18 protein-coding genes are annotated in these 23634 nt (G+C 72.0%); 11 read left to right on the forward strand and 7 right to left on the reverse strand.

All coding sequences use genetic code 11. From position 1 onward, the window contains the following. Positions 1-44 precede the first annotated feature (44 nt). Positions 45-791, reverse strand: coding sequence for an oxidoreductase (locus AB0H52_RS11895; RefSeq protein ID WP_357946846.1), 747 nt, complete (start codon positions 789-791; stop codon positions 45-47). 253 nt (positions 792-1044) lie between these two features. On the opposite strand from AB0H52_RS11895, the gene acs reads away from it, so the two are divergent. The 5 genes from acs to AB0H52_RS11920 all read left to right on the forward strand — a co-directional run bounded on the left by acs (position 1045) and on the right by AB0H52_RS11920 (position 10520). Further along, on the forward strand, positions 1045-3009 hold the full coding sequence (gene acs / locus AB0H52_RS11900; RefSeq protein ID WP_151492878.1) for an acetate--CoA ligase: 1965 nt from the start codon (positions 1045-1047) through the stop codon (positions 3007-3009). A gap of 262 nt (positions 3010-3271) precedes the next feature. After that, the gene (locus tag AB0H52_RS11905; RefSeq protein ID WP_357946849.1) at positions 3272-6067 is read left to right on the forward strand and encodes an immune inhibitor A domain-containing protein; all 2796 of its coding nucleotides are present in this window, start codon (positions 3272-3274) and stop codon (positions 6065-6067) included. A gap of 343 nt (positions 6068-6410) precedes the next feature. Further along, entirely contained in the window at positions 6411-8849 is a 2439-nt protein-coding gene (locus tag AB0H52_RS11910) for an immune inhibitor A domain-containing protein (RefSeq protein ID WP_357946974.1), read from the forward strand. Positions 8850-8908: 59 nt separating this feature from the next. Next, complete coding sequence (locus AB0H52_RS11915; RefSeq protein ID WP_357946852.1) at positions 8909-9478, forward strand: hypothetical protein; 570 nt, start codon at positions 8909-8911, stop codon at positions 9476-9478. Positions 9479-9587: 109 nt separating this feature from the next. Next, positions 9588-10520, forward strand: coding sequence for an alpha/beta hydrolase (locus AB0H52_RS11920; RefSeq protein WP_151493302.1), 933 nt, complete (start codon positions 9588-9590; stop codon positions 10518-10520). 3 nt (positions 10521-10523) lie between these two features. On the opposite strand, the gene AB0H52_RS11925 is transcribed toward AB0H52_RS11920, so the two are convergent. Continuing rightward, positions 10524-10889, reverse strand: a complete 366-nt coding sequence (locus tag AB0H52_RS11925) for a hypothetical protein (RefSeq protein WP_151493301.1) — start codon at positions 10887-10889, stop codon at positions 10524-10526. After that, positions 10886-13579 carry an SseB family protein gene (locus tag AB0H52_RS11930; protein WP_357946856.1) on the reverse strand — a complete coding sequence of 898 codons (2694 nt, stop codon included), beginning with the start codon at positions 13577-13579 and terminating at the stop codon, positions 10886-10888. Before AB0H52_RS11930 ends, AB0H52_RS11925 begins: the two co-directional genes overlap by 4 nt. A 152-nt stretch (positions 13580-13731) precedes the next feature. Here AB0H52_RS11930 and mycP point away from each other — a divergent pair, with 152 nt between their 5' ends. Continuing rightward, complete coding sequence (gene mycP, locus AB0H52_RS11935; protein ID WP_151492929.1) at positions 13732-14955, forward strand: type VII secretion-associated serine protease mycosin; 1224 nt, start codon at positions 13732-13734, stop codon at positions 14953-14955. 73 nt (positions 14956-15028) lie between these two features. Here the strand turns inward: mycP and AB0H52_RS11940 are convergent, their stop codons facing one another. Together AB0H52_RS11940 and AB0H52_RS11945 are read right to left on the reverse strand one after the other, a co-directional pair. Further along, positions 15029-15322: a WXG100 family type VII secretion target gene (locus AB0H52_RS11940; protein WP_151492930.1), complete on the reverse strand. Its 294-nt coding sequence runs from the start codon at positions 15320-15322 to the stop codon at positions 15029-15031. A 22-nt stretch (positions 15323-15344) separates the two neighbouring features. Then, positions 15345-15665, reverse strand: coding sequence for a WXG100 family type VII secretion target (locus tag AB0H52_RS11945; protein WP_151492931.1), 321 nt, complete (start codon positions 15663-15665; stop codon positions 15345-15347). 440 nt (positions 15666-16105) lie between these two features. On the opposite strand from AB0H52_RS11945, the gene eccE reads away from it, so the two are divergent. The 4 genes from eccE (at position 16106) to rarD (ending at position 19861) form a co-directional block, all read left to right on the forward strand. Beyond that, positions 16106-17830, forward strand: a complete 1725-nt coding sequence (eccE, locus tag AB0H52_RS11950) for a type VII secretion protein EccE (RefSeq protein ID WP_225854833.1) — start codon at positions 16106-16108, stop codon at positions 17828-17830. 112 nt (positions 17831-17942) lie between these two features. Continuing rightward, positions 17943-18329 carry a phage holin family protein gene (locus tag AB0H52_RS11955; protein ID WP_151492933.1) on the forward strand — a complete coding sequence of 129 codons (387 nt, stop codon included), beginning with the start codon at positions 17943-17945 and terminating at the stop codon, positions 18327-18329. A gap of 117 nt (positions 18330-18446) precedes the next feature. Next, positions 18447-18944, forward strand: a complete 498-nt coding sequence (locus AB0H52_RS11960; protein ID WP_151492934.1) for a GNAT family N-acetyltransferase — start codon at positions 18447-18449, stop codon at positions 18942-18944. Further along, positions 18941-19861 (forward strand): EamA family transporter RarD, encoded by a 921-nt coding sequence (gene rarD, locus AB0H52_RS11965; protein WP_278125079.1) that lies wholly within the window; start codon positions 18941-18943, stop codon positions 19859-19861. The genes AB0H52_RS11960 and rarD overlap by 4 nt, the downstream gene beginning before the upstream one ends. A gap of 105 nt (positions 19862-19966) precedes the next feature. On the opposite strand, the gene AB0H52_RS11970 is transcribed toward rarD, so the two are convergent. Together AB0H52_RS11970 and AB0H52_RS11975 are read right to left on the reverse strand one after the other, a co-directional pair. Then, on the reverse strand, positions 19967-20686 hold the full coding sequence (locus tag AB0H52_RS11970; protein ID WP_151489203.1) for a zf-HC2 domain-containing protein: 720 nt from the start codon (positions 20684-20686) through the stop codon (positions 19967-19969). Further along, on the reverse strand, positions 20683-21198 hold the full coding sequence (locus AB0H52_RS11975; RefSeq protein ID WP_109817284.1) for a sigma-70 family RNA polymerase sigma factor: 516 nt from the start codon (positions 21196-21198) through the stop codon (positions 20683-20685). Before AB0H52_RS11975 ends, AB0H52_RS11970 begins: the two co-directional genes overlap by 4 nt. Positions 21199-21437: 239 nt before the next feature. Between AB0H52_RS11975 and AB0H52_RS11980 the strand changes: the two genes are divergently transcribed. Further along, entirely contained in the window at positions 21438-23564 is a 2127-nt protein-coding gene (locus AB0H52_RS11980) for a PhoX family phosphatase (RefSeq protein ID WP_151489202.1), read from the forward strand. Positions 23565-23634 lie beyond the last annotated feature (70 nt).

Raw genomic sequence — 23634 nt, forward strand, 5'->3', positions numbered from 1 at the left:
CATGATCGACGTCACCGGCGGGGCGGGGGGCGGGCCGGGAGGGTTCAGGGGGCGGTGAGGATCTCGTCGCCGATGGCGGTGAGCTGGCCGGCGCCCACCTCGACGGCCGTCATGTAGTGGCGCAGCCAGGAGCGCAGCCCGTCCGGGGTGCCGGTCGCGAACGCGCCGGCCGCGCCGACGTACTCCGGTTCCCGCTCCCGGTGACCGACGTCGACGGCGAGCAGGCCGCGCGGGTCGAGGCCGCTGGAGAGCAGCACCAGGCGGGCGGCACCGCGGGCCACCACGCCGGACGGACCGGCGAACGGGCGTAGGTTCAGCAACTCCCCGTGTACGACGGCGGCGAGCACCAGCGGCGACACCTTCGTGCCACCGGCGACCAGCCCGGCCAGGCCGTCCAACCGGGTGGCCACCACCGGGTCGGTCACCGGACGGCCCAGCTCGGCCTCCGGCACGATGTCGCGGGCGGCGAGGACGTGCAGCTTGGCGAGGGCCTGCCGGGGGGCCTTGGGCCAGAGTTCGCTCAGCCCGGGCAACGCCCCGGCGACCCGCAGTGCCCCTTGGAGTACGGGGTCGGTGACGGTGCCGGCCCGGACCTCCTCGCGCTCGTGGACGGCCCCTTCGAGGGCGGCGCTGGCCACCGCGGAACGCAGGCTGACCTCGGCCGCGACCTGGCCGCCGTGGCGACGCAGCGCACGGTGCCCGAGCGCCTGGTCGAAACGCTCGCGTGCCTGCTCGACGGCCGTGGCGATGTCGGCGAGCGCGAGCAGCGGGGCGAGCGGATCGGTGGTCACCCCGCCACGCTAGCGACCCGCCCCGGCACGGCGGGCCGCACCCGCCCGCAACGCGACCCGAACCACCCCGCCGCGCCTGCCAGCCCCACCCCGGCCGGGCGCATCGACCGGGCGCGACGGACGGGACGGGCCGTCGGGCGCGTGGCGGGGGCCGCTCGGCGCGACGGAGTGGGCAGCGGTCGCCGGGCACCGGGCCCACGACTACCCTCGTGCCCACGAGACGCAGGTCACCCCGAGGACGAGGAGTCACGGCATGAGCGAGGCATTGGCCAATCTGCTGAACGAGACGCGCCAGTTCCCCCCGCCGGCCGAACTCGCCGCGCACGCCAACGTCACCGTCGACGCGTACGCCGAGGCGCAGGCCGACCGGCTCGCGTTCTGGGCGAAGCAGGCCGACCGGCTGGCCTGGTCGAAGAAGTGGGACGAGGTGCTCGACTGGTCGAATCCGCCGTTCGCGAAGTGGTTCGTCGGTGGGCAGCTCAACGTGGCGTACAACTGCCTGGATCGGCACGTCGAGGCGGGCCGCGGCGACAAGGTCGCGATCCACTGGGAGGGCGAGCCGGGTGACACCCGCACGATCACGTACGCGGACCTGCACGAGCTGACGTGCCGGGCGGCGAACGCGTTGACCGATCTGGGGGTCACCGCGGGCGATCGGGTGGCGATCTACCTGCCGATGATCCCGGAGGCGGCAGTGGCGATGCTGGCGTGCGCCCGGATCGGCGCGGCGCACAGCGTGGTCTTCGGCGGCTTCTCCGCCGACTCGCTGAGCAACCGGATCCAGGACGCCAGCGCCAAGGTCGTGATCACGGCGGACGGCGGCTACCGGCGGGGCAAGCCGTCGGCGTTGAAGCCGACCGTGGACGAGGCGGTGGCGAGCTGCCCGTCGGTGCAGCACGTGCTGGTGGTCCGGCGTACCGGCGAGGAGGTGGCCTGGTCGGCGAAGGACCACTGGTGGCACGAGACGGTGGAGACCGCTTCGGCGGAGCACACCGCGCAGCCGTTCGACGCGGAGCACCCGCTGTTCATCCTGTACACCAGCGGCACCACGGCCCGACCGAAGGGCATCCTGCACACGACCGGCGGCTACCTGACCCAGGCGTCGTACACCGCGCACGCGGTCTTCGACCTGAAGCCGGAGACGGACGTCTACTGGTGCACGGCGGACATCGGCTGGGTCACCGGCCACTCGTACATCGTCTACGGCCCGCTCTCCAACGGCGTCACGCAGGTCATGTACGAGGGCACGCCGGACACGCCGCACAAGGGCCGGTTCTGGGAGATCATCGACAGGTACGGGGTCAGCATCCTGTACACGGCGCCCACGCTGATCCGGACGATGATGAAGTGGGGCGAGGACATTCCGGCCGGCTTCGATCTGTCGTCGCTGCGGCTGCTGGGCAGCGTCGGTGAGCCGATCAACCCCGAGGCGTGGATGTGGTATCGGCAGCACGTCGGCGGCGGTGAGCTGCCCATCGTGGACACCTGGTGGCAGACCGAGACCGGCGCGATCATGATTTCCCCGCTGCCGGGGGTGACGGCGGCGAAGCCGGGTTCGGCGATGACTCCGCTGCCGGGCATCGTCGCCGACGTGGTGGACGACCAGGGCCAGTCGGTGCCGAACGGCGGCGGCGGTTACCTGGTGCTGCGGGAGCCGTGGCCGTCGATGTTGCGCACCATCTGGGGTGACGACGATCGGTTCATCGACACCTACTGGAGCCGGTTCGAGGGCATGTACTTCGCCGGTGACGGGGCGAAGAAGGACGACGACGGGCACATCTGGCTGCTCGGCCGGGTCGACGACGTGATGCTGGTGTCCGGGCACAACATCTCCACCACGGAGGTGGAGTCGGCGCTGGTGTCGCATCCGTCGGTGGCCGAGGCGGCGGTGGTGGGTGCGACCGACCCGACGACCGGTCAGGCGATCGTCGCGTTCGCCATTCCGCGAGGCAGCACGGACATCGCCGGCGAGGCGGGTGAGCGGCTCATCGCCGAGCTGCGGAACCACGTGTCGAAGACGCTCGGCCCGATCGCCAAGCCGCGGCAGATCATGCTGGTGCCGGAGCTGCCGAAGACCCGCTCGGGCAAGATCATGCGCCGGTTGCTGCGAGACGTGGCGGAGAACCGGTCGCTGGGCGACGTGACCACGTTGCAGGACTCGTCGGTGATGGAGCTGATCTCCTCCGGGATGAGCGGAGCGAGGTCCGACGAGGACTGACGGCAGGCGTACCCCGCGGTGGGTGGCGGTCCGGACGGACCGTCACCCACCGTTGTCTTTTGTGGAGGTACGCGCCGGAAGCGCTCCCACGGATGTGCGGAGTACCGACGATCAGTGCCGATCCGGCGGATAACGCCTCGGTCACGTTCCCGCCGTTCGGCACATTTTTCATTTAGCTTCACGCGCGTCGGATGGTGTCGGAGCGCCCTCACCGCGCCCCGGACCAGCCGATTTCCTCCGCCCATGCCGAGAACGGAGTGGCATGAACAGAAACTCCCATCCGGGGTCGCGTCGACGACTACTCGTCGCGTTACCCGCCATCGCCCTCGCGGCCACGTCACTGACCGTGAGTGGCAGCGCGGCGGCCCAGTCGGCGTCCGGCACCCCCCGGGCGGTGATCGGCGCCGACGAGTACTACATCAACTACGCCGAGCCCGAGGTGCAGCCGGACACCGCAGGCCGTGAGGTCAAGGGCAAGGGCGGCGTCTACACGCCCGCCGGGGACGCCGCGCGGGCGTTCGACCAGAAGCACGCGCGAGGCAACCCGGTCACCGCCAAGCAGTTGGCCAAGATCGAAGCCAAGTCGATCCAGACCGGCAAGAACCCCCGCAAGATCAAGCAGGCGCCGACCACGCAGACGGCGAAGCTGCTGACGCTGCTGGTGGAGTTCAACGACAAGGCGAACGACGACTTCACGGACGTGATGGTCCCGAAGACGGTGTTCGAGGACCGGACCTGCGTGCCGGGCACCGTGCAGAACGGGCCGAAGCACAACAAGATCCCGGACCCGGCGCGTCTGCCCCACGAGGACAACAACTCGATGTGGGTGCCGGACTTCTCGCCGTCGCACTACAACAAGATGCTCTACAGCAAGAAGGGCATCACCGAGCGGGTCCGCACGGACCTGAAGGGCCCGGACGGCAAGAAGGGTGTCGACCTGTCCGGTCGCACCATGCACAACATGTACCTGGAGATGTCCAAGAACGCGTACACGGTGGACGGGCAGGCCAGCCCGTGGATCACCGTGCCGCACTCGGAGGGCTGGTACGCGGCCAACCGCTGCACCCAGGACGAGGACGGCAACTGGGTCCCCGGCCGCGAGCAGTCGATGAACGGCCACCCGGACAACCCGGCCGGCGCCGGCCGGCTGGCGACCGACGCGATCGACGCGCTCGCCGCGAAGGACCCCGCCTTCCCGTGGGCCGACTACGACAAGGAAGACCAGGGCGACCGCGACGGTGACGGCAACCTCTTCGAGCCGGACGGCGTGATCGACCACCTCGTGCTGGTGCACGCCGGCCAGGGCAAGTCCCGCGGCGGCGGCGACCAGGGCGTGTACGCCGTCTGGGCGCACTCCTCCTCGGTTCCGGGTGGCTACAGCATCCCGGGCACCAACCTGAAGGTGTCGAACTACATCGTGCAGCCGGAAGACGCCGGTGTCGGTGTGTTCGCCCACGAGTTCGGTCACGACCTCGGCCTGCCGGACCTCTACGACACCTCCGGCAACGCCGACTCCGACGTGGACTTCTGGGACCTGATGGCCTCGGGCTCGCACTCCGGTGAGATCTTCCAGGCGTTGCCGACGCACATGGGCATCTGGGACAAGTGGGTGCTCGGCTGGGCCGACCCGCTGATCATCCGCCCCGGGTCGAACCCGCGCGAGGTGAAGCTCGGGCAGACCTCCCGTACGCCGATCGACGCCGAGGACGGCATCAAGGTCGACCTGCCGGACAAGGTGACGACGCTGGCCACGCCGCACAGCGGCACCAAGATGTGGCACAGCAACAACGACCAGAGCTGGGCCGACGTCAAGCTGAGCCGCTCGGTCGACGTGCCGGCGGCCGCGGACTCCAAGTTCTGGATGTGGAACAACTACATCATCGAGGAGGACTGGGACTACGGCTTCGTCGAGCTTTCGACGGACGGCGGTACGACCTGGACCGAGCAGAAGGTGTACGCCGAGGACGGCACGGTCGTCACCACCCCCGACGGCTACCCGGACCCGAACGGCCGGATGAACGACTTCGGCGGCAAGAAGTACGGCCTGACCGGCAGCACCGACGGCTGGCGCCACGACTACGTCGACCTGTCGGCGTACGCGGGCACCACGGTGCAGCTGCGGCTGCGCCAGGCCACCGATGAGGCGTTCGAGGAGCGCAACTGGTTCGTCGACGACTTCGCGGTCACCGGCGGCGGCGCGACCACCTGGAGCGACGACGTCGAGGGCGGCGCCAACGGCTGGACGGCCACCGGCGGCACCTTCGTCGACACCACCGGCGCGGGCTGGAAGGTCTCCGGCGGCACCGAGGTGCACGCGCACTTCTACCTGGCCGAGTGGCGCAACTTCGACGGCTTCGACAAGGGCCTGAAGTACGCGTACGACACCATCTACTCCCACGAGGCGTGGAAGGTCGACCGGATCTCGTACAACGCGCCCGGCATGCTGGTCTGGTACCGGGACAGCGCACTCGGCGACGTCAACCACGTCACCGGGCAGATGACCGCGCTGCCCAGCTACGGCGCGAAGGGTGGGTTGCTCATTGTGGACTCGCACTTCGACCCGTACCGCCGCACCGGCGAGGCGGCGGTGAAGGACCCGTCGGTGACGGACAACCTGCCCAGCCGTCCGCAGTCGTCGAACGCGGCGTTCACGCTGCAGAAGACGTACCCCTTCACGGAGTGCCTGGAGGCCGCGGACGAGCCGTACAGCGCGTACTGCACGAAGTTCAAGGCGCAGGCGCCGGTGAAGTCCTTCACCGACGCCAAGGGCTGGTACCCGGGCATCGAGATGCGCGACGGGGCCCCGTACGCGCGGGACAACGACGCCTCGGTGGTCCTGCCGTCGCGCAACAACGCGCCGTACACCACCCGGGTCACCAACCCGGACGGCAGCCCGGCACCGGAGTTCTACGGTGTGACGCTGGGCGGTGGCGCGATCGTGCTGGGTACCGGTAACCCGGGCGACGCGGGCGTGAACTTCGGGGTCTCGCTGACCATCAAGAAGGCCGCGCGGGACAACTCGTCCGCCACGATCTTCGTCACCCCGGCGAAGAAGTGACGGTTACGCGGTTGGACAACTGACAACAGCGGTAACGGTGGGGCCGGTGGCGGAGACGCCTCCGGCCCCACTGTCGTATGCCCGATCACGCTGATCGAAATTGGTCGTTGTATTCGGTGTCGATCGAACCCCTTGACCAGCGTGGCTGATGAAGCGCTGGTGTGTTACGGGGGAAAGCATCCTCAACAAAATCCTGCAACAAATCGACGCGTGCGTCTTCCCACCCGTCCCAGCAGTGTCTATGTTCACCATTGGTCCCACTAGTGGGATCGATCTCCCACCGGCCCGTACCCCCGTTGGGCCGGTTCCCTCACACCGGAGGTACCACGTGCGCAAAGTCGCAGTGGGTCTGATCGGGCTCTCACTGACGGCGACGGGCCTGGCTTTCGGCCCGTCGGCCTCGGCGGCGCCGCAGCCCAAACTGCCGGCAGCAGCACCGACCGCTGCCGAACCGCAGGCACTGAAGGATGAGCTCCCCGACAAGCTCGAGGACAAGCGCCGCGAGCTGCGTGAACAGGGTCTCAGCGATGTGCTGAGCGGTCGTAGCAAGCCGATCGAGCGCAACGGCAGCATGGTCGTCAAGGTCGGTCAGGTCGGCAAGACGGGCACCAGCGGCAACGCCCGGACCGCCGGCGCGCAGACCAGCAAGGACCAGTACGTCGAGCTCGAGCGTGAGCGGACCGACAAGATCTTCGTCATCCTGGCCGAGTTCGGCGACGAACGACACCCGTCCTACCCGGACAAGGACACCACGCCGGCCTTCGCCGGGCCGACGACCTTCCAGGGCCCGCTGCACAACAAGATCCCGCAGCCCAACCGGGCTGTCGACAACTCCACCGTCTGGCAGCCGGACTTCAGCCCGGAGCACTACCGCCAGCTGTACTTCGGCACCAACCCCGGCGACGAGTCGCTGAAGCAGTACTACGAGGCGCAGTCCTCCGGCCGGTACTCGGTCGAGGGTGAGGTCACCGACTGGGTCAAGGTCCGCTACAACGAGGCCCGCTACGGTCGTTCCGACGACCCGATCGAGGACGAGGACACCGAGAACCCGGCCAACGACCCCGCCGTCTGCGCGGACAACGTCTGCTCGAACACCTGGGCGCTGGTCCGCGACGCCGCCAACCAGTGGGTCGCCGACCAGAAGGCCAAGGGCCGGACGGACGCGCAGATCGCCGCCGAGATGAAGACCTTCGACCAGTGGGACCGGTTCGACTACGACGGTGACGGCGACTTCAACGAGTCGGACGGCTACATCGACCACTTCCAGATCGTGCACTCCGGCGGCGACCAGGCCGACGGTGACCCGCAGCAGGGTGAGGACGCCATCTGGAGCCACCGCTGGTCGGCGTACAACAGCTCGCCCGTCGGGCCGCCGAACTTCCCGATCGGCGGCACCCAGATCGGCAACACCGGCGTCTGGATCCGCGACTACACGATCCAGCCGGAAAACGGTGGCCGCAGCGTCTTCTACCACGAGTACGGCCACGACCTGGGCCTGCCGGACGACTACGGACCCGCCGACAACAACAACGAGCACTGGACCCTGATGGCCCAGAGCCGGCTCGGCGCCAAGAACGAGCCCGCCATCGGCGACCGGGGCGGCGACCTCGGCGCGTGGAACAAGCTCCAGCTCGGCTGGCTCGACTACAAGGTGTTCGTCGCGGGCCAGGACAAGAAGGTGGAGATCGGGCCGCAGGAGTACAACTCGGATAAGCCACAGGCCGCCGTGGTGGTGTTGCCCCAGCGGGAGTACACCTTCAACTACGGCCCGCCGTTCGCGGGTTCCAAGCAGTACTTCTCCGGTAACGAGGACGACCTCGACAGCAAGATGACGAGGACGTTCGACCTCACCGGTAAGTCCTCGGCGGCGCTGTCGCTGAAGGGCAAGTACAGCATCGAAGCGGGTTACGACTACCTCTACTTCGAGGCCTCGACGGACGGCGGTCAGACCTGGGCCGACCTGGACGGCACGGTCAACGGCAAGCCGATCGGCGTGGACGGCGCGGGCCGCCCGGCCCTCGCCGGCACCAGCAACGGCGCCTGGGCGGACATCAACATCCCGCTGACCTCGGTCGCCGGCAAGTCGGCGCAGATCCGTCTGCACTACGTCACCGACGGTGGTGTCTCCGAGGGCGGCTTCTTCGGTGACGCGATCACCGTGACCGCCGACGGTCAGACCGTGTTCAGCGACGGCGCCGAGACCGACGCCGGTTGGACCCTGGACAAGTTCCAGGTGGTCGGGGCGACCTACACCCGGCTGTTCGACAACTACTACATCGCCGGCAACCGCTCGTACGTCTCGTACGACAAGTACCTGAAGACGGGCCCGTACTTCTTCGGCTACGCGAACACCCGCCCGGACTACGTGGACCACTACGCGTACCAGGAGGGCCTGCTCATCTCGTACTGGAACACCCGTTGGGCGGACAACAACACCGCTCCGGCGTCGCCGACCAACCCGGGTGGTCACCCCGGTGAGGGCCGCAACCTGTACATCGACTCGCGCCCGGAGCCGATCTACAACCTGACCGGTGCTCCGTGGCGGGCCCGGATCCAGGTGTACGACGCACCGTTCAGCCTCAAGAAGGCGGACTCGTTCACCCTGCACCTCAACAGCCAGCCGCAGTACATCCGCGGTGAGGCGGCGCAGCCCCTGTTCGACGACACCAAGAAGTACTTCTACGAGGAGCTGCCGAACCACGGCGTCAAGCTCCCCGCGACCGGTGTCAAGATCAAGGTTCTGGAGCAGGACGGCACGTCGATGAAGATCCGGATCTTCTGACCGCTGATCCCGCACCACCCAGCGGCGCCCGGGCAGGTCACCTGCCCGGGCGCCGCCCTTTGTCCAGCCGCCACCGGGAACCGTTCGACCTGCTGGAACGTCCCACCACCGTGCCCCTCTCCCCCCGTGTCACCCGGACGGCGGCCGGTCTCGCCGCACTCCTCCTGCTGCCCCTGACCGCCTGCGCCGACCCGCACGGCAGCGACCGTGCGGCCCCGCCCCCGCCCGCCGGCACCTCGACGACCGATGCACCCACCCCCGGCTACACCACCCCGGCCGCCCCCGCGTCCCCGGCGCCCACACCGGAACGCACCACCCCGCCGCCCGTGTCGCGCACCGACCCGCCACCCATGTCGCGCACCGACCCGCCGACCATCGGCGTACCGAAGCCGGCCAAGCCGACGGACCCGACCGACCTGCGGGCCACCGGCCTGGTCGCCGGCCATGTCACCCGGGGCGGTCGCGGACCCTGCTACGGGCTGGTGTCCGAGGACGGCATCGAGTACGCCCTGCACGGCACCGGTTTCGGCACCCTGACCGAGGGCAGCTTCGTCACCCTGCGGATCATCGCCCGATCCTCCGAGGTGGACTGCGGCCCGGGTGTCCGGGCCAGCATCGTCACGCGGTGATCCGCCGGGGCACCCGGACCCCCGTGTCGGTAGGGGACAACCCGGGCTTCTCCCTGTTCAACGCGACCACCAGGGCCGCCGGAGGCAACCGGGTCCTAGGCTGTCTGCCATGACCGACCAGCGCGGCGGAGCCGTCGACGAGTCCCGCGTCCTCACCGAGGGGCCGTGGACGCACCGTTTCGTCGGCGCCAACGGCACCCGGTTCCACGTGGTCGAGGCCGGCACCGGGCCGATGGTGCTCTTCCTGCACGGCTTCCCCGAGCACTGGTGGGCCTGGCACCAGATGCTCCCGGCCGTCGCCGACGCCGGCTTCCGCGCGGTCGCCGTCGACCTGCGCGGCTACGGCGCCAGCGACAAACCACCCCGGGGGTACGACGGCTACACCCTCGCCGCGGACATCGCCGGACTGATCCGAGCACTCGGTGAGCGGTCGGCGACGCTGGTCGGCAGCGGCGTCGGTGGCATGGTGGCCTGGACGGTGGCGTCGTTCCACCCGGCCCTGGTCCGCCGCCTGGTGGTGCTGGGAGCACCGCACCCGCTGCGGCTGCGCGCCGCCATCTTCGCCGACCCGCGCGGTCAGTTCGCCGCCTCCACACCGGCGTTGAAGTTCCAGCTTCCCCGCTACGAGCACGTCCTGACCCGGGACGGCGCGGCGGCCGTCGAGGAGATCCTGCGCCGGTGGGGCGGGCCGCGCTGGGTGGCCGGATCGGACTTCGAGGCGTACGCCGAGCGGTGCCGGGAGGCGATGCGCATTCCACAGGCCGCGTTCTGCGCGCTGGAGGGTTACCGCTGGGCGTTCCGCTCGGTGCTGCGACTGCACGGCTACCGGTTCGTACGCCTCATGCAGAAACCGCTGGTCACCCCGACCCTGCAACTGCACGGCGCGCAGGATGTCGCGGCCCTGCCGCGGACCGCCCTGGGTTCCGGCCGGTACGTCGTCGCGCCGTACGAGTGGCGGCTGCTCGACGGAGTGGGGCACTTCCCGCACCTGGAGGCACCGGAGCTGGTGCTCGGCGAGATCCTGCGGTGGGCGAAGTCCTGACCGTCAGACCCGCTGCTCCCGCAGGTCGGTGACCTCCGCGGCGGGTGCCCAGCCCTGGTAGACGCCGAAGTCGAAGACCTCCAGCCGCATCGCCTCGGCGACCGGCCAGCGACCACCGGTGTACTCCACGCGCAGCCACGCGTCGTGTTCGCCGAGCACGATGAACGGCTGCCCCTGCCACGTGCAGGTCGTCCGCACGTACGCCAGATCCTCGATCTCGTGCGCCGGCTGCACCCGCACGTACCGGCCGGGGCGGACCTCCTCGAAGCCCTCACCGGGCTCGGGCTGGTACAGCCGGATGTCGTCGCCGTCCGGGCTGGCCTGGTACTCCCGGCCCTGCCAGCGGGCCACGTAGCCGTCGCGCATCACGCCTCCCCGACCCGTCGCCACACGACCGCGTCCGTGTCCAGCGACGCGACCACCCGCTCGGTGCCGTCGGCGGCGATCCGCCAGAGCTGCGCGCCGTGCGGCAGCCGGGCGCTGTCCACCTTGAACTCGGCGACCACATCGCTGCTCTCACCCGGCGCGAAGCCGTTGCCCCTGAACGGCGGCCGTTCGATGACCCAGCCCTCCATGGCCCGCATCGCCGGCTCGTTCTGCCCGCCGTACGGGATCCGGTAGAGGCTCGGCCGGTGCGCCGGCCAGCGCAGCACGTAGATCTCCTCGGCGTCCCGCACGAACGGCGACGCCGGGTAGCTGAGTCCGAGCGCGTCGTACAACTGGGCCGGCGTGGTCAGGTGCGCCAACTCGCCCGCCCGGTGCACGAAGCCGGACACCCGGTCGTAGCCCCGCTCCAGGTAGTACGCGAGCTGGCTGGGTGCGATGGCCTTCTGCATCACGGTCGGGCGGGCCGGGTCGACGGCCGCCGGAGCGTACCGGGGGCGGGCGGCCGGCTCCGCCACCACCGGCGCCTCCTCCGGGTCGACCTCCAGGTCGTCACCGAGCCCCACCTCGGCCGCCCAGTTGGCCAGGGCGACGATCTGCTCGCCGGGCAGCTTCGCACCGACCGGGGTGCCCGGGTTGACGGCGAACGACCAGTCCTCGTCCGGCCAGCGCCGGATCAGCTGGGCGAACTTCACCCGGACCGTGTCGACGTCACCGTCGGTGTGGTCGGCGAGGCGCTCAGGCGACGTGTAGACCACCACGTACGTGTCACCGTCGAGCTGGGCGGTACGCCAGACGAATCCCGGGTCGCCGGGGCGGCTGCCCCGCACCGAGTCCGGTGCGGCCGGCAACAGCACCCGGGCCAGCAGCAGGGTGGACAGGAACGTGTCGGTGCTGCCCGCACCGGCCGCGTTGAGCAGGTCCTCCTCGACCGTGTTGGCCGGGTCGAAGTCGAGCGGCGCCGGCTCGGCCGGTGCGCGCTGCTCCTCGCCGCCCGTGGCCGCGTACCGGTCGTCGGTGTCCGGCCGCACCGGCTCCGGGCCGCTGTCCGGGCGGGGCGGCGGCGCGACGGGGTCCGGGCGGGGCGGCTCTGCCGCGCTGTCCGGGGCGGGCGGCGGCGGGCTGACGGGGTCGACGACCGGGTCGAAGGCGGTCCGGCCGCCGAGGAGGTCGTCGGCACGCAGGCTGCCGGCCGCCAGCCAGCCACCGCCGGCCTGAGCCGTCCCGCTCGGGTCGGTCAGGTCGCGGGACTCGATGATGGTGCCCTCGATGACGATGGGCGTGAAGCCGCGGCGTGGCGCGGGCGGGCCGGAGACCGGTTCCGCGATGGACGGGGACAGCTCCTCCACCGGCTCGTACCGACCAGGCTCCCCCGGCCGGCCACGCGGGATCGCCTGGGTCTCCTCGGCCGACGGGGCGGGTCGGGTCGGTGGTGGCGCACCGGCCGCCCGGAACGCGCGGGTGGGCTCCTCGGCCAGCCGGTCCGGTCGGCGTGGAGGCAGGGGCTGGGTGGGCTCGTCACCGGGAGCGGGCGAGCGTACCCCTCGGAACGCCAGCGGGTCGCCGGCCGCCGGGCGCGGAGGCCGGGGGACGCTCGCGTCGGTCATCGGGAAGGCTCGGGTCGCACCGTCGGCGCTCGGCGCGTCGGCGGGACGACGGCGCGGGAACGGTTGGCTACCCCGGCCGAACCGCGACGGGGGCGCGGCGCGCTCGCCGGGACGGCCCGCGCCCGGTGTCGGGCCGGTGGCCCGGCCCCGTCCGGACGCCGGCTCGAAGAAGGAGCGCCGGTCGCCCTGGGCGGTGCCGTTGGCCGGTGCGGCGGCGTCGCCGGGCCGCGCGGTCGGCGGCCGGCCGGTGGCGGTGCCACTCTGGTCGGTCGGTACGGCGCCGGGACGGTCGGCGGCCGTCGACGGCGCGAACCGGGGTGCGGCGGGCCGAGCGCCCGCCGCGGGTACGGAGTCGGGGCCGGGTGCGGCGCTCGGGTGCCGCTGACCGGCGGCCGGCAGGTCCTCCCCGCCGGAGAGGCGGGACAGGTCACCCGCACCGGGCGTACTCCTCGACGTGCCCGGTCCCAGCGGACTGGTCATCCGGGGCACCGCGGGCCGCGTCGGCGCGGGCCGCACCGGCGGGATGGCCACCGGATCCGGGCCGGACGGCATCGGGCCGGACGGCATCGGACCGGCCGTGGGCGTCGAGCCTGCGGCGTCCCGACCCGGCGCACCGGTGCGGGTGCGGGCGAGGGTCTCCGCCCGTTCCAGCCGGGCGCGGGCACCCATGGCACGACCGGGCAGTCGGACGTCGCCACGGGAGAGTTGGGAGACGAACCAGGCGGGCAGGTAGCCCTCGACGGGCAACCCCGGATTGACCGCGAGCCACCACTCGTGGTTGGGCCAGCCGACCGCGAGGTCGGTGAACGGGACGCGTCGGTTGCTGCCCGGGTGGTCACCGAGGCAGGTCCGCAGCGCGGCGGCGGAGGTGAAGGCCAGCACGTGCGTCCGGCCACCGGTGGTCCAGGTGCCCCAGCCGGGCGACGCCTGGCCGGCCAGCGCCGGCGCGGAGACCGGCAACAGCAGATCGGTGCGGGACAGCAGCCGGAAGTACAGCTCCTGGTCGTTGGCGCGCAGCGCGTCCCGCATCGCCACCTCGGCCTCCGTGGCCGGCTCCCATTCGGTCACGGCCACCTCTCCTTCCGAGAACAGGCCACAGGTATCGCGTACAACCTACAAGGTGGTACCAAGATCACAATGGCTGGCCGGCGGCGGTCCGCCGGGGCGCGAGCGAGGCGATAACATCCCGTCCCGGAGCCGACACGATACGGAGGCCGTCGATGTCCCGGTCGATTGCGCGCCCGGTCCTCGCCGGCCTGGCGGCCGGCCTGCTGACCGCGCCGGCCCTCCCGGTCGAGGCCGCTGACGCCGCGCGGCGGGCGGCGCCGACCTGCGCGACCCCCCTGGCCCCCGTCCGGCCGGTCGCGGCCCTCCCGTGGACGCAGCAACGGTACGACCCAGCACGGCTCGCGCCGCTGGCCACCGGGGCCGGAGTGACGGTCGCGGTGGTCGACTCCGGGGTCGATCGGGCCCACCCGCAACTGGCCGGGCAGGTGCTGACCGGCACCGACCTGCTCGACCCTGGCGGAGACGGCAGCCGTGACTGCGCCGGGCACGGCACCGGCGTGGCGAGCATCATCGCCGCGCAACCCCAACCCGGTGTCGCCTTCCACGGCCTCGCGCCGGGTGCCCGGATCCTGCCGGTACGGGTGAGTGAGCAGCAGGTGGTGCAGGGGCGGGAGTCGGGACGTACGGTCAGCGCCGCCGAGTTCGCCGAGGCCATCCGTTGGGCCGTCGACCACGACGCCGACGTGGTGAACCTCTCCGTCGTGCTGTACGCCGACGACCCGGCCGTCCAGTCCGCCGTCCGCTACGCCGTGGAGCGGAACGTGGTGTTGGTGGCCGCCGCCGGCAACCTGCACGACAGCGGCGATCCGCGCCCGTTCCCGGCCGCGTACGACGGGGTGCTCGGGGTGGGCGCGATCGGGGCGGACGGCGTGCGGGCGGCCTTCTCGCAGACCGGCGCGTACGTCGATCTGGTCGCACCGGGCAGCGAGGTGCTGACCGCCGCGCCCGGGCAGGGTCACCAGCGGGTCGAGGGCACCAGCTACGCGGCGCCGTTCGTGGCCGCCACCGCCGCCCTGCTGCGTCAGTACCGCCCCGAGTTGACCGCCGCCCAGGTGGCGGAGCGGATCATCGCCACCGCCGATCCGGCACCCGGCCCGGGTCACGGCGGCGGGTACGGCGCGGGTGTGCTCAACCCGTACCGCGCGGTCACCGAGACCGGTGCCGGTCAGCCGGCCGGCCCCCGGACCGCTGCCGCGCTCGCCGACGACCGCGCCGACGCCGCACAAATCGCCCGCGAGGCTCGCCGCGAAACGGCACGCGACCGGGCCCTGCTGATCGGGGCGGTGGTCGGGACGACGGCAGGTGCGGTGGTGCTGCTCGCCCTGGTGCTGCCCCGGGGTGCGCGTCGACGGTGGCGACCCGCCGGCCCGGCCTGAGCCCCTGCTCCTCGACGCCGGGCTCGGCCGGGGCGCGGACCCGGACACGGTCAGCGCTCCCGGCCCACCGGGATCACTGGAACAGCCCGGTGTTCTTCTTCTCGGTGTCCAGATAGTCGGCGGCGGAGTCGTTCACCGCCAGCTTGATGTCGCGCAGCATCGCCTGGAGGTCCTGCGAGGCGGACCGCCACCGAGCCTGGCGCTGCTCGTACGCCTCCCGGGCGTCGCCCTTCCAGCCCGCGACCAGTGGCGCGGCATCGCGTTCGAGTTGGCCAAGCTGCGAGTCGAGCGTGTTCAGCGCCTTCTGGATGTCCGCGCCGGCCTGCTGAAGCGCGGCGAAGTTGACGACCAGCACACCGTGGTCCATCGGATCTCCCTCCCGAGTGGGATCAGAGCGGCAGTTGGATGCCGCCGCGGTTGGTGCCGGCGACCCGGCTGGCTGCCTCGTCGTCCGAGACGTCGTACTGCCGGCCGGCGCTGCGGATGGCACCGGCGGTCTCCCGCAGGGCCCGGTGCAGCGCGGCCTGATCCTGCGACCACTGCTGCTTGACCTGCTCGAACGACCGTCCACCGGCGCCGCGCCAGGCCTGCTGCAACACCTCCAACTCGGCCAGCAGGCCGGTCAGCATGGACTGCAACGACTGGTCCACCTGCTCGAACTTCGCGGCGGTTTGCTTCATCACCGCGGCTTCTGCCTGGGTCTGGGACACCCGGACGTCACCTCGTCTCCTCGATCGCGCCTGACCGTCGACGCGCCCGGAGGACGCGCCGGTCGCTTGGCCCGCTCCTCGAAGCACGGCGGACGCGGGCAGCGATGAACTTCGTGGCTGACGGTAGCGGCCTGGTAGCGGTTCTGCTACCCCCCGCGCCTCCCCTGTGGACAACCACGGCAGCCATCGGTCGCTTACGATGTGCCGCAGCCACGTCGCGGCGCGTGACGGGCCAGGAGAGCGGCCGGCCGCCCGGCTCGGTCCACATCGGTGGAGGAGGCGCGGTGCCGGCGATCACCACCGGGGGGCCGCAGCAGCCCGCCCGGACCGGCCCCGCCCCGGGCGTCGTGGACACCGCCTCCGGTCCCACCGGTCCGGGCGCCGCCCCTCGTCGACGCGCTGGTCGGTGGGCAGCGCTCGCCCAGCGCGCCGGCACCGGAATACGCGCCGGCCAGCTCGTCACCGCCCAGGTCGCGGCGGCACTCGTCCTGGCCGCCCTCGGCCGGGGCGCGCCGGTGACCGTCGCGGCCGGGGCCGCGGCGGCGGTGCTGTTGGCGGTCGCCGGGGTCCGCGTCCGGGGCCGGTGGCTCTTCGAGTGGCTGGGCACCGCCGTCGGGCACCTGACCCGTCGCCGGGCGCTGGTCGGGCCGGCCGGGCCAGCCGACCTGCTCGACCTTGTGGCGCCAGGCACCGTGGTCCGCTCCACGGAGCTGTCCGACGGGCCGGCGGCCGTGCTGGAGGACACCGACGGCATGGTCGCGCTGCTGGAACTCGGCGACCCCGGTGACCTGCTCGGCGACGCGTCCCGGGCGATCCCCGCGCCATCGGCCCTGCTGCCCGCACCGGGGGTGGACGTCCCGCCGCTGCGGATCCAGCTGCTGCTCGCCGGGACACCGGCACCCGTACCGGCGGCCGGCGGCACGGTCGGCACGTCGTACCGGCAGCTCACCGACGGGCGGCTCGCCGGGCGGGAGCAGGCGGTGCTGGCGGTCCGGGTGCTGCGCGTCGACGGCTGGTCGGAGGAGGCCCTGCGCCGGGTGCTCGCCGGCACGGTCCGCCGCGTCGTCCGCCGGCTGGGGCCGCTGACCGCACGGCCACTCGGCGTACCCGCGGCGCTGCGCGTCCTGGGCGAGCTGGCCCACCATGACGGCCACCCGGTGCGCGAGTCCTGGCCGGTGCTTCGGTCCGGCGCCCTCGTCCAGGCCACCTTCCGGCTGACCCGCTGGCCGGACACCGGCGGCGCGGGCAGCCGTCTCCTGGCGCCTCGGCTGCTCGCGCTGCCGGCGACCGCGACGACCGTGTCGATCTGCGCGGGCCCGCTTCCGGCCGGCGGCGCCACCGAGGTGCCGACCGAGCTGACGGTACGGCTGGCCGCCGGGACGACGACCGAGCTGACCCTGGCCGCCGAGGCGCTGGACCGGTTGGTGAGCGGCCTCGGTGGAGGGTTACGCCGGCTCGACGGCGCGCACCTGGAGGGGCTGGCCGCCACGCTGCCCCTGGCGCTCGCGACCCCCGGCACGCCGCCCCGGCCGGCGCTCGACGACTGGGAGCTGACCCTGGGTCAGGCCGGGATGCTGGTCGGCACCAACCGGCACGGCGGAGCCGTCACCGTGCGACTGTTCCGGCCGGAGAGCACCCGGGTGCTGCTGGTCGGCGGCGTACGCGCGGCCCAACTGGTGGCGCTGCGCGCGATGGCGCTGGGTGCCCTGGTGGTCGTGCAGACCGCCCGGCCACGCGCCTGGGAGCCGTTCGTCCGTGGGGTGGGCGCGCCGGGCGGGACGATCCCGCTGATCCCGCCGGGCCGGCGGGTCGCCGACGGGGTGGCGACCGCGCTGCGGCCGTTGCTGCTGGTGGTCGATGCGGGGCCGATGCCGGCCGAGGCGGAGCCGGGCGCCCCGTGGCGGGCCACCCTGGTGGTGCGGGACGAGCTGACCGCGGCGGACACCGATGCGCTGAGCCGCGCCGACCTGGCGGTGCTGCAACCGTTGGACACGGCCGAAGCCGCGCTGGCCGGCGCGGCGCTGGGGCTGGGCGGGTCGGCCGAGTGGCTGACCCGGATCCGCGACGACATGGTGGCCGTGGTGAACCGGCGGGCCCTGCGTTGGGCGCTGCTCTCCCCGACCCCGATCGAGGCGCAGCTGATCGGACGACCCGCGCGCGGCTGACCCGCCCGGCGCGGAACGCGATCGACCTGCCCGCGCGCGAGACGCGGCTGACCCGCCCGGCGCGGCAACTGGCGGGTTACGCCGCCGCCCGGTCCGTGGCACGATCCCCGCCATGGGTTTTCTGAAAGGTCTGCTGATCCGGCTGGCCACCACGGCGCTGGCCTTCTGGTTGGCCACACTGCTCATTCCAGGTATCACCCTGGACTCGAACTCGGCCGTCGAGACGGTCACCACGCTGCTCCTGGTCGCGGTGATCTTCGGCGTGGTCAACGCGGTCCTCCAGCCGATCATCAAGACCGTCGGTTGTGGTTTCTACCTGTTGACGCTCGGTCTCATCGCGCTGGTGGTGAACGGCCTGCTGTTCCTGCTCACCAGTTGGATCGCCGACCAGGCCGGCCTGCCGTTCTCGGTGGACGGTTTCTGGCCGGCCGCCGTACTCGGCGCCCTCTTCGTGAGCATCGTGACCTGGATCCTCGGCGCCGTCCTCGACCGGGACTGACCAGCACCGCCTCGACCCCGTCCGGCCCCCGACGAGCACCGGGGACCGGACGGGTCGGTGACCAGAGTGCGGGAATTGGTCGGCGCGGGAGGCCGCCGTCGCGGCTAGCGTCGCGGAGTGTTCTCACTGACTCGCGCCGACGGCCACCTGCTCAGCACCGATCCGGCACGCCTCGACCTGGACCGGGTGCACCGGTGGCTGTCCACCGACGCGTACTGGGCACTGGGGCGGGACCGGGAGATGGTCGCGCGGGCGTTCGCCGGCTCGCTGCCGTTCGGCGTCTACCGGCCCGGGGACGGCCAGCAGGTGGCGGTGGCCCGGGTGGTCACCGACCGCGCCACCTTCGCCTGGCTCTGCGACGTGTACGTCGATCGCGCCGCCCGGGGCGACGGCCTGGGCGGCTGGCTCGCGGCCGCGGTCCGCGACCACCTGGCCGAGTTGGGCGTACGCCGGATCCTGCTGGTCACCAACGACGCGCACGAGGTGTACGCGCGGGTGGGCTTCACTCCGCTGGAGGTCCCGGAGCGGTGGATGAATCTCGACCAGCGGCCGCCGGTGACCCCGATCACCGGAAAGGAACATAGCGGGGATTCACCCCTTACGGTGGAGGCGTGACGTCACTCCGCCTGGGCTACCTCTACGGCTTCGTCGCGTACCTCATCTGGGGCTTCTTCCCGCTCTATCTCAAGCTGCTGCGACCCGCCGGCCCGCTGGAGATCCTGGCTCACCGGATCGTCTGGTCGGTGGTCTTCGTGGCCCTGCTGCTGGGTGCGCTGCGCAACATCGGTTTCCTGCGGGCGCTGCTGCGCCGGCCGTGGGCGATGGCGGGGATCGCCGCCGCCGCCGCGCTGATCGCGATCAACTGGGGCACCTACATCTACGGGGTCAGCTCCGAGCGGGTGGTGGAGACGGCGCTCGGCTACTTCATCAACCCCCTCGTCGTGGTGCTGCTCGGGGTGACGGTGCTGCGGGAGCGGCTACGGCCGGCACAGTGGGTGGCGCTGGGCATCGGCGGGTCGGCCGTCGTGGTGCTCGCCGTGGACTACGGTCGCCTGCCCTGGCTGGCCCTGACCCTGGCGTTCAGCTTCGCCGGCTACGGCCTGATCAAGAAGCGGCTCGGGCTGCCCGCCGCCGAGGGGCTCTTCGTCGAGTCAGCGGTGCTGGCGCTGCCCGCGCTGGGCTACCTGGCCTGGCTGACCCGCCGCGCCGAGTTGACCTTCGGGCATGTCTCGGTCGGGCACACCGCGCTGCTGGTGCTGGCCGGTGCGGTCACCGCGATCCCGCTGCTGCTCTTCGCCGGGGCCGCCAACCGGCTGCCGCTGACCGGCCTCGGCATGATCCAGTATCTGGCGCCGATCCTTCAGCTCGGCTGCGGCGTGCTGATCTTCCACGAGCCCATGCCGCCGGCCCGTCTGGCCGGCTTCGCCCTGGTCTGGTTGGCCCTGATCGTCTTCACCGCCGACGCCATCCGCCAAACCCGCCGACGCGCCACCCCCGCCCCCACCAAGGCCCCAGCCCCCCTCCCCACCTGACCGACCGGCCCACCCGCCCACCCCGGCCAAACCCTGGTTGATCATGAGGTTGACGGTGTTGTCGATCTCCCGAGGCCCCGCCAACCTCATGATCACCGGGGCGGGTCAGGGGACCGCGTAGGTCAGGATGGGGGTGCCGTCGGCTCTCTGCAGCTCCACGCTGACCAGTTCGGCGTCGGTGAACCTCGTGGCGCCGGTGAACTGGAGACTGTCGCCCGGCGCGGCGAGCCACGAGCCGATCTGCTCACTGGCGCCGTTCGGGCCGTGCGCCACCAACCGGAACGGGTACGCCTTGCCGTAGCTCGTGCGCGGGTCGTACCCGCAGCGCATGGTCACCTCGGTGCCCCACTCGGTGCCGGTCAGCCCGATCTCGGCGTGCACCGGCCCAGCGGCGGCCACCGGTCGCATGGCGACCATCGACACCCGCGGGCCGGGGCTCGTCCCCACCGCGCCCGGGAGGGGCGTCGTGCCCGGGGTGTTTCGCAGCACCGTGGCGGTGCCGGCACCGACCACCAGTGCCATCGCGGCGGCGACCAGCCCGGTCACCGCGTACCCTCGGCGGTTGGACCACCGCTCGCGGCGCCGCCGGGCCCGAGCCTCCTCCAGCAGCGCGGGCACCCGGGGTGCGGTCGGCGGCGGCAGGAACTGCTCCAGCCCGGCCGGGTCGAGACGGCCGAGCAGTCCGGGCAGGACGGCGATCTCGGCGACCGCGTCGCGGCACTCGGCGCAGCCGGCGAGGTGCCGCTCGTACGCGGCCCGCTCGGCGGGAGCCAGGGCACCCAGCACGTACGCGCCATCGTCGTGCGCGAACTCGCACCGGGTCATCCCGTCACTCCCATCTCAGCCAGGACCAACCGTAGAGACCGCAGCGCGTAGTGGGTGCGGGACTTCACGGTGCCCGGTGGCACGCCCAACCGCGACGCCGCCTCGGCCACCGACCGTCCCTGGTAGAAGCATTCGACCAGGACCTCCCGGTGGGTCGGGCTGAGCCGGTTCAACGCCTCGGCGACGGTCCACGCCTCCACCGCGCGTTCGGCCTCGTCGACGACCTCGGGCGGCTCGGGCATCTCGTCGGTGAACACCTCGCCGACCCGCGTGGATCGCCGACGCCAGGCGTCGATGGCCAGGTTACGGGCGGTGGTGAAGAGCCAGGCCCGGACCGAACCGCGCCGCGGGTCGAGTGACTCCGGGTGCCGCCAGGCCCGCAGCAGCGTCTCCTGCACCAGATCCTCGGCGCGTTGCCGGTCGCCGTTGACCAGCCGCAGCGCGTGTGCGTACAGCGCCTCCGCGTGCTCGTCGTGCAGCGCGCGCAGCAGTTGGGCGTCGTGGTCGCTGATGGCGTTCTCCTCACTTCCGGCGCGCGTCCGGCGGTGCGTTCGCCCGGGAATACGTGCGGTGACGCCGAACGGTTCAGACCGAGGTCAGACCGGCTGCGGGTCGGCGCGGACCCAGACAGGTGTTCATGCCTGGTTCACATTGCGGCCGACGACCGCTCACCGCGTCCTCCTAGCGTCCGGCTGGTACGCCCGCCGTCGACCTTCTCCGGCGCGCCACCGACTTCCAGGAGGCCACTCCCATGAGCGACCGTCCCCGGCTGCTCCCTTTGTTGACCGGCAACCGCCACGGCACCCGTGACGCCATGACCTGTCTCTACCGCTGCGGAAACGCCTGCGACCACCCGGTCCCGAACACGTCCGACAACGCGTACTTCGGAGACGTGGTGAACGCGGAGGTCTCGCGGCGCGGCGTGGTCCGGGCCGGTGCGGTCGGCGCGCTGGTCCTCGGTTTCGGCGGTACGGCGGCCGGCGCGCTGGCCGGCGCGGCCCCCGCCGTGGCGGCCCCCGCCGCCCCGGACGTTCCGGAGGGCTTCGGTTTCGGCCGTCCCAGCACCGGTGTCGGCAGCGGCGCCCTGTCGTTCAAGCCGATCCCGCCGAACAAGCTGGACAACCTGGTCGTGCCGAACGGTTACGACCACGCCGTGGTGATCAAGTGGGGTGACCCGGTGGTGCCGGGCGCGCCGGAGTTCAACGTGCACCACCAGACCGCCGCCGCGCAGTCCAAGCAGTTCGGCTACAACAACGACTTCGTGGGTGTGCTGCCGCTCGACAAGCGCGGCAACCGGGCGCTGCTCGTGGTCAACCACGAGTACACCAACGAGGACCTGATGTTCCCGGGCTTCCCGGGCCTCGACGGGCTCTCCGTGGAGCAGCTGCGCACGGCCATGGCCGCGCACGGCATGTCCGTGGTGGAGTTGGAGCGGGTCGCCGGCACCGGGCAGTGGAAGCCGGTCGGCAAGGGCCCTCGGCCGTACAACCGGCGGGTCACCGCGCTGAGCACCAAGTTCGACCTGACCGGCCCGGCCGCCGGCTCGGCGTGGCTGAAGACCGCCGCCGACCCCAAGGGTCGTACCGTTGTCGGCACGTTGAACAACTGCTCCGGTGGCGTGACCCCGTGGGGCACGGTGCTCTCCGGCGAGGAGAACTTCAACCAGTACTTCGTCGGCGCCGACGCCGCGCCCGCCGAGCTGAAGCCGAAGCTGGACCGCTACGGCATCAGCACCGCCAGCCGCTACCCCAGCGGCAGCCGTAAGTGGGAGCGCGCCGACGAGCGCTTCGACCTGGCCAAGCACCCCAACGAGGCGCACCGGTTCGGGTGGATCGTCGAGATCGACCCGTTCGACCCGGAGAGCCGCCCGCGCAAGCACACCGCGATGGGCCGGTTCAAGCACGAGGGCGCGAACGTGATCGTCGCCAAGGACGGGCACGTGGTCGCGTACATGGGCGACGACGAGCGGTTCGACTACCTGTACAAGTTCGTCTCGGACAAGAAGTTCATGAAGGGCAACTCCTGGGCTGCCCGCAAGCACAACCTGACCCTGCTGGAGTCCGGCACGCTCTACGTGGCGCAGCTGGACCAGACCAGCGCCGGTGAGATCGACGGCTCCGGCAAGCTGCCCAGCGACGGCGCCTTCAACGGCCGGGGTCGCTGGATCAAGCTGGTCAGCGGCAACCGGTCGTTCGTCGACGGGATGACCGCCGCGGACGTGCTCACCTTCACCCGGCTCGCCGGCGACAAGGTCGGTGCGACCAAGATGGACCGCCCCGAGGACGTCGAGCCGAGCCAGCTCACCGGCAAGGTGTACGTGGCGCTGACCAACAACACCAACCGGGGTGTCGGCAGCAACCCCAAGCCGGACGAGGCCAACCCGCGGATCGCCAACAAGCACGGGCAGATCCTCGAGCTGGTCGAGGATCGCAACGACAACGCGGCGGAGACGTTCGCCTGGTCGCTGCCGATCGTCTGCGGCGACCCGACCGACCCGTCGACCTTCTTCGCCGGGTACGACAAGACCAAGGTCTCCCCGATCTCCTGCCCGGACAACGTCGCCTTCGACGCCACCGGCAACCTGTGGATCTCCACCGACGGCAATGCGCTGGGCAGCAACGACGGCCTGTTCGCGGTCGCCGTGGAGGGCCCGGAGCGCGGTCACCTCAAGCAGTTCCTGACCGTGCCGATCGGCGCGGAGACCTGCGGCCCGTTCATCACCGGCGACAACCGCTCGGTCTTCGTGGCGGTGCAGCACCCGGGTGAGATCACCGGCGCCTCGGTGGAGAACCCGGCCTCGAACTGGCCGGACGGCGACTACGCCAAGCCCGGCGTGGTGGTCACCTGGCGTCTCGACGGCGGCCCGGTGGGCAGCTGACGTCACCCACGCGGCCGGCGGGCCGCTGACGTTGCTCCGGCGGTCCGGCCCTGGACCGCCCCCAGAGGCC

This window comes from Micromonospora sp. NPDC050695, from assembly GCF_040654415.1.
Taxonomy (GTDB): Bacteria; Actinomycetota; Actinomycetes; order Mycobacteriales; family Micromonosporaceae; genus Micromonospora.